At 67.3% G+C, this 5,255-nt stretch carries 5 protein-coding genes; 1 reads left to right on the top strand and 4 read right to left on the bottom strand.

Going from position 1 to position 5,255, the window contains the following annotated elements:
• The first annotated feature begins 529 nt into the window (after positions 1 to 529).
• A complete protein-coding gene (locus GXY15_13690; GenBank protein NLV42259.1) occupies positions 530 to 1,423 on the top strand; it encodes a sugar phosphate isomerase/epimerase in 894 nt (297 codons plus the stop codon).
• A 19-nt stretch (positions 1,424 to 1,442) separates the two neighbouring features.
• Here the strand turns inward: GXY15_13690 and iolC are convergent, their stop codons facing one another.
• From iolC to fbaA, 4 genes are all read right to left on the bottom strand, one after another.
• Complete coding sequence (iolC, locus tag GXY15_13685; protein NLV42258.1) at positions 1,443 to 2,438, bottom strand: 5-dehydro-2-deoxygluconokinase; 996 nt, start codon at positions 2,436 to 2,438, stop codon at positions 1,443 to 1,445.
• A 63-nt stretch (positions 2,439 to 2,501) separates the two neighbouring features.
• Positions 2,502 to 3,392, bottom strand: a complete 891-nt coding sequence (gene iolB / locus GXY15_13680; GenBank protein NLV42257.1) for a 5-deoxy-glucuronate isomerase — start codon at positions 3,390 to 3,392, stop codon at positions 2,502 to 2,504.
• Between the two features lie 17 nt (positions 3,393 to 3,409).
• A complete protein-coding gene (locus GXY15_13675; protein ID NLV42256.1) occupies positions 3,410 to 3,817 on the bottom strand; it encodes a four helix bundle protein in 408 nt (135 codons plus the stop codon).
• Positions 3,818 to 3,855: 38 nt separating this feature from the next.
• On the bottom strand, positions 3,856 to 4,881 hold the full coding sequence (gene fbaA, locus GXY15_13670) for a class II fructose-bisphosphate aldolase (protein ID NLV42255.1): 1,026 nt from the start codon (positions 4,879 to 4,881) through the stop codon (positions 3,856 to 3,858).
• Positions 4,882 to 5,255: the final 374 nt, after the last annotated feature.

The raw sequence follows: 5,255 nt of genomic DNA, 5'->3' as shown, positions 1-5,255 counted from the left end.
GCGATACCACCGGACAGCAGGCCCCCCTCCCATTTTTTCAAGAACCCCGGCAGGGGTTCAGGACACGTCGGTTCCCGTTGACCCCGGAGTCCCGCACCCCTGCCGGGGTGCCAGAAAGGAAAAGGGGGCACCCGTTCCCGGTGGTGTCGCTGACGCTCAACCACCGGCTAATGGCCCTCACCCCTCCGGGGTGAAGAGGGAAAGGACACCCGTATCCATAGCTTCATGGACAGAATTCCCGCCCACGGCGGTCTGGGGCTCGCCATGACATGCTGGCGGCGGGCCGTGGCGGGCAAGAGATGGCTTCGCTCGCCATGACGGGAAGGCACATGTCATTGCAGCGACCGCGAAAAGACGCGTCATTGCGAACGAGCGAAGCGAGTGCGGCAATCTCGTTCCCGCCACGGCCCTCCTGACAGGAAGCGACCGCCCCGCCCATGGCGGCAACCTTCTGTCGGTTCGTCCCCCGCATTGCCTTCCCCGCCCTCCGCCCGCCTATAATGGACGAAACCCCTTGGAGGAGTCCGGCATGAAGACCACACGCAGACAGTTGCTGGCGGGCGGCGGGGCTTTGGCGTGCGCCCTGGCGGTGAGCCCGAAACCCGCGCGGGCCGCGGAGGCCGCCGGAAAGGCCCCCCTGCGCCTCAGTCTGGCGGCCTACTCGTTCCGCGACCTGCTGCCGCGCGGGGAGAAGAAGGGCGCCATGACCCTGCATGACCTGCTGGACCGGTGTCCGGACTGGGGGCTGGACGCCTTTGAGCCGACGTCGTACTACTTCAGTTCGGAGGAGCCCGCGTATCTGCACTCGCTCAAGGCGAAGGCCTTCCGGCTGGGGGTCGAGATTTCGGGCACCGCCGTGGGCAACAACTTCTGCCTGCCCGAGGGGGACGACCGCGCGCGGGAAATGGCCGACATGAAGCGCTGGATCGGCAACGCCGTCGAGATCGGCGCGCCGGTCATCCGCATCTTCGCAGGCCGCGAGGACAAGAAGACGGACCGGGCGGCGGCCTTTGACCGCGCCGTGGCGGGCATCCGGGAGGCCTGCGACTATGCCGGGTCCCGGGGCGTCTTTCTCGCCATCGAGAACCACGGCTACCTCACGGAGACCGCCGACGACGTGCTGCGCATTTTGGACACGGTCAACCACGAATGGCTCGGCGTAAACCTCGACACGGGGAACTTCCACGGAGACCCCTACGCGAACATGGCCCAGCTCGCGCCGAAGGCGCTGAACGTGCAGGTGAAGGCGGCCGTGAACGTGGACGGCAAGAAGGGGGAGGCCGACTTTGCCCGCATCGCGGGCATCCTCCGCGACGCGGGCTACCGCGGCTATGTCGCGCTGGAGTACGAGGAGGACGCCGACCCCCTGACCGCCGTGCCGCCGATGCTCGACAAACTGCGGGCCGCGCTCCGCAGCGTGTGAAAGAACGCCTGGCGCGCGCTTACAGCCCGCCGCGCCCGCCGACGAAGGCCATCACCTCGTCCCAGGTGGGCATGAAATTGGCGCAGCCGTGCTTGGTCACGACGATGGCGCCGCAGGCCGCGCCGAGGCGTCCGGACTGCCGCCAGTCCAGCCCGCGGACCCGTCCGCAGAGGAACCCCGCCGCGAAGGCGTCGCCCGCGCCGAGGATGTTGTACACCTCGACGGGGTAGCCCGGCGCGTCAATCTGGTCCACGCCGCCGTCCTCCCGCCGCAGGTGGACCCGGGCGCCGTGTATCCCGCGCTTGTGCACCAGCGCCTTCGGCCCGCGCGCCAGCAGCGCCGCGATCCCCGCGTCCACATCGCCCGCCACCTTGGTGTCCGACACCTGCGAGTGGGTGAGGGTGATCTGCGCGGGGTCCTGGAGCATCGCCGCGTTGATCTCGTCGTCCGTGCCGAGCACGATGTCCACCAGCGGGAGGATGGCCCGCGCCATCACGCCGAAGGCGCGCGGGTCGTGCCACTGGTCGGGGCGGAAGTCAATGTCGAAGACCACCTCGGCCCCCGCCGCCCGCGCCTGCTCGGCGGCGAAGAAGGTCGCGCTGCGGCTGGGCTCCTTCGAGAGGTTTGTGCCCGCGAACTGGAAGAACCTGCATCGCGTCACCGGGGCAGCCAGCACATCGTCAATCGTCAGCTCGATGTCCGCGCAGTTGTCGCGGTAGTAGACCAGCGGAAAGCGGTCGGGCGGCTCGATGCCCAGCACCACCGCGCTGGTCCGGTGCCCCGGCTTGCGGGGGATGTAGGCCGTCTCCACCCCCTCCTTCTCCAGGAAGCGGAGGATGAAGTCCCCCACGGGGTCCGCGCCCAGCGCCGTGAGCACCGCCGTGTCCATCCCCAGCCGCCGCCCGCCCACGCTGATGTTCAACGGCGACCCGCCGACATAGGCCGCAAACTTCGTGATCTCCGGAAACGGCGCCCCCACATCGTCGCTGTACAGGTCAATGGACGACCGGCCCATGTGCACGGAGTCAAACACTTTTTCCTGCGTCATCGTCTTCTCCCGCCGGGCGCTCGGCCCGGGTCAATAAAGCGGCAAACGGTCGTCGCCGCCGCGGTAGGTTTCCTTCACCCAGGAATAGCGGGGGTCGTCGCGGGCCATGAGGCTCTGCGCGCTGCCCGCCAGCACGTTCAGGTAGTAGGTCGTGTAGCCCGGCGCGCTGACCACGGGGTGGTAGCCCTCGGGCACCAGCACGGCGCAGCCGTCCGTGGCCAGGACCACGGCGTCTATGGGGAATCCCGCGCGGTGCAGGGGGCAGGTGGCGTCCGTGTAAACCCGCTGGAACGCGTAGCCCTCCGGCGGGTTGATCCGGTAATAGTAGACCTCCTCGAGGTCTGCCTCCAGCAGGGCGCCGTCCGCGTCCGCCGCGTGCGCGTCGTGCTTGTGCGGGGGGTAGCTGCTCCAGTTTCCCCCCGGCGTGTACACCTCCACCAGCACCAGCCGGTGCACCGGCGATCCCGGCGGCAGGAGGTCGTTGATCTGCCGGGAGACGTTGTCGCCGCCGCGCAGGGACATCCGCACCTCCTCCGGGCGGATCAGCCACGGGGCGTGGTCCTCGTCCGTGGGGCACCAGGTGACCGCGAACTCCCCGGCCTCCTCCGCCGTCACGGTGAACGCCGTGCGCCGGGGCAGGTACAGCGCGTGCGCCGCCCCCTCAAAAGGCGATGTCCGCCCGCCGATGCCCGACCACGTCCCCTTGTCGGACACCACGGTGTACCGCCCGCTCAGGTTAACGAGCGCCAGCTCGTTCTCCCCGGTCTCAAAGGACCACGAAGCCCCTGCGGCCAGTTTTCGGACCTGAAAGGAGATGTACTCCCATCCGGCACTTTCGGGGGTGATGGACAGGATACAGCCCGGGTCGTCCGGACGGGGCGACGGGGGCATGAGAAGGTTTTGGGCGGTATATTGCTTCATGTTTTTGACTCCAGGGTCTAGGGTCTGGGGTTTAGGGTCTGGGAAGGCGGCAAGGAACCTTTCGACGGGCGGCGCAGCGAGGAGATGAGTCCTGTGAGCATTTTGCCCACTTCCTGGGTGGTGTTCCATATTTCCACGGCCTTTTCGCGGGGAACGTATTCGAGACGGACGGCGAGGGTGATGTGTGTCTCCAGTTCGGCCAAAGAGCCGCGCGCCATGCTCAGGTGATGCACATAGTCCCCCCGATGGAGACGCGCATACCCCTCCGCGATATTCGCGGGCACAGACACCGCCGCACGCTGCATCTGGCTCGCCAACCCGTACTTCTCCTGCGCGGGAAACTCGCCGGTCAACCCGTATACCGCGACCACCATATCCATCGCCTGCTTCCAAACCTCCAAGTCCCGGTAACTCTTCATGCCCATCTTCCCCATCCCTTCCTTTTCTTCCCAAACCCTAAACCCTAGACCCTAGACCCCATGCTTCTTCCGGAAGACTTCAACTCCTCGCAGGCCTGAACCACCCGCTCCACCATCCCCGCCCTCCCCTTGTCAAGCCAGGTGCTGGCGAGGTAGTCCTGTTTCACGCCGACCTCGCCGTCCACTTTCAGCACCCCGGCGTAGTGCGTGAACATGTGGTCGGCGACGGCGCGGGTCAGGGCGTACTGGGTGTCGGTGTGGACGTTCATCTTGACCACGCCGTAGCCCAGGGTCTCGTGGATTTCCTCCGTGCTCGTTCCCGAGCCGCCATGGAACACGAGCCACATGCGCGCGGTGTCCCCATATTTCGCCGCCACGGCGTCCTGCCCCTCTTTCAGAATGCCGGGCATCAGCTTGACGTGCCCCGGTTTGTAGACGCCGTGGACATTGCCGAAGGTGGCGGCCAGCAGGCAGCGGCCCCCGTCGCGCTCCAGGGTCTCATGCACGAGCAGCATGTCCTCGGGCGTGGTGTAGAGCTTCGCGTTCGGCGCGCCGGAGATGCCGTCCTCCTCGCCGCCGACGACGCCCGCCTCCACCTCCAGGATGATCTCGTTTTCGCGGCACAGGGCCATGAGCTCCGCCGCCACGCGCAGGTTCTCGCGCATGGGCAGGTCGCTGCCGTCGTACATGTGGCTCTGGAAGAGGTTCGGCAGCCCCGCCGCGCGCCGCCGCGCCGTCTCGGCGATGAGGGGCTTCAGAAAGCTGTCCACCTTCCCGGTCGGGCAGTGGTCGGAATGCACCGCCACATGGACCCCGGCCCGCTCCGCCATCCGGCGCGCGTGCTCCGCCAGCGTGATGGCCCCCAGCACGGGGTTCTTCGCCGGGCCCGACGCATGCATGCCCGCCGCCACGGAAATCTGGACGATGCCGTCGCTGCCCGCCGCCTCGAAGCCCTCAATGGCGGCGTTCAGGCTGGTCAGCTCCAGCACATTGATCGCCGGATACGCGAAGCCCCCGGACAGGGCGCGGTCCAGCATGCGGACATAGGCGGCATGGTCAACGGCGGGCATGGCGGTGTCTCCCTGCGCGCGCGGTCTGGGCCGGAAACCGGCCTGAAACGCGCCGGGAGGGAGTCTAGCAAAGCCCCCCGGGCAGATCAAGACATTCCCAAAGCGCCGGATAAGACGGGCTGGAATCGGAGCGTTGGCGGGCAAGAGATTGCTTCAGGCGCTGCGCACCTTCGCAATGACGTGTATTTCCGCGGTCATTGCTGAGGCTCGGTTTCTCAGTCGTTGCGAGCCCCGGACCGCCGTGGGCGGGAATTCTGCCTATGAAGTGAGGGCTGCGGGAGGGCCGGAAAAGTAGACGCGCCATCTTGGCGCGTTCTTGGGGTTTTCGTTGGCCCAAAGAACGCGCCAAGATGGCGCGTCTACTTTGCGGGCGT

Source organism: Candidatus Hydrogenedentota bacterium (genome assembly GCA_012730045.1).
In the GTDB taxonomy this organism is placed as follows: domain Bacteria; phylum Hydrogenedentota; class Hydrogenedentia; order Hydrogenedentales; family CAITNO01; genus JAAYBR01.
The sequence above is the reverse complement of the archived record's forward strand: the minus strand, read 5'-3'. Positions and strand labels throughout refer to the sequence as shown.

Coding starts and splice junctions, on each gene's coding strand:
- GXY15_13675 (NLV42256.1), bottom strand. CDS start 3,817: ATGGGCATGAAGAGTTACCGGGACTTGGAGGTTTGGAAGCAGGCGATG.
- GXY15_13690 (NLV42259.1), top strand. CDS start 530: ATGAAGACCACACGCAGACAGTTGCTGGCGGGCGGCGGGGCTTTGGCG.
- iolB (NLV42257.1), bottom strand. CDS start 3,392: ATGAAGCAATATACCGCCCAAAACCTTCTCATGCCCCCGTCGCCCCGT.
- iolC (NLV42258.1), bottom strand. CDS start 2,438: ATGGGCCGGTCGTCCATTGACCTGTACAGCGACGATGTGGGGGCGCCG.
- fbaA (NLV42255.1), bottom strand. CDS start 4,881: ATGCCCGCCGTTGACCATGCCGCCTATGTCCGCATGCTGGACCGCGCC.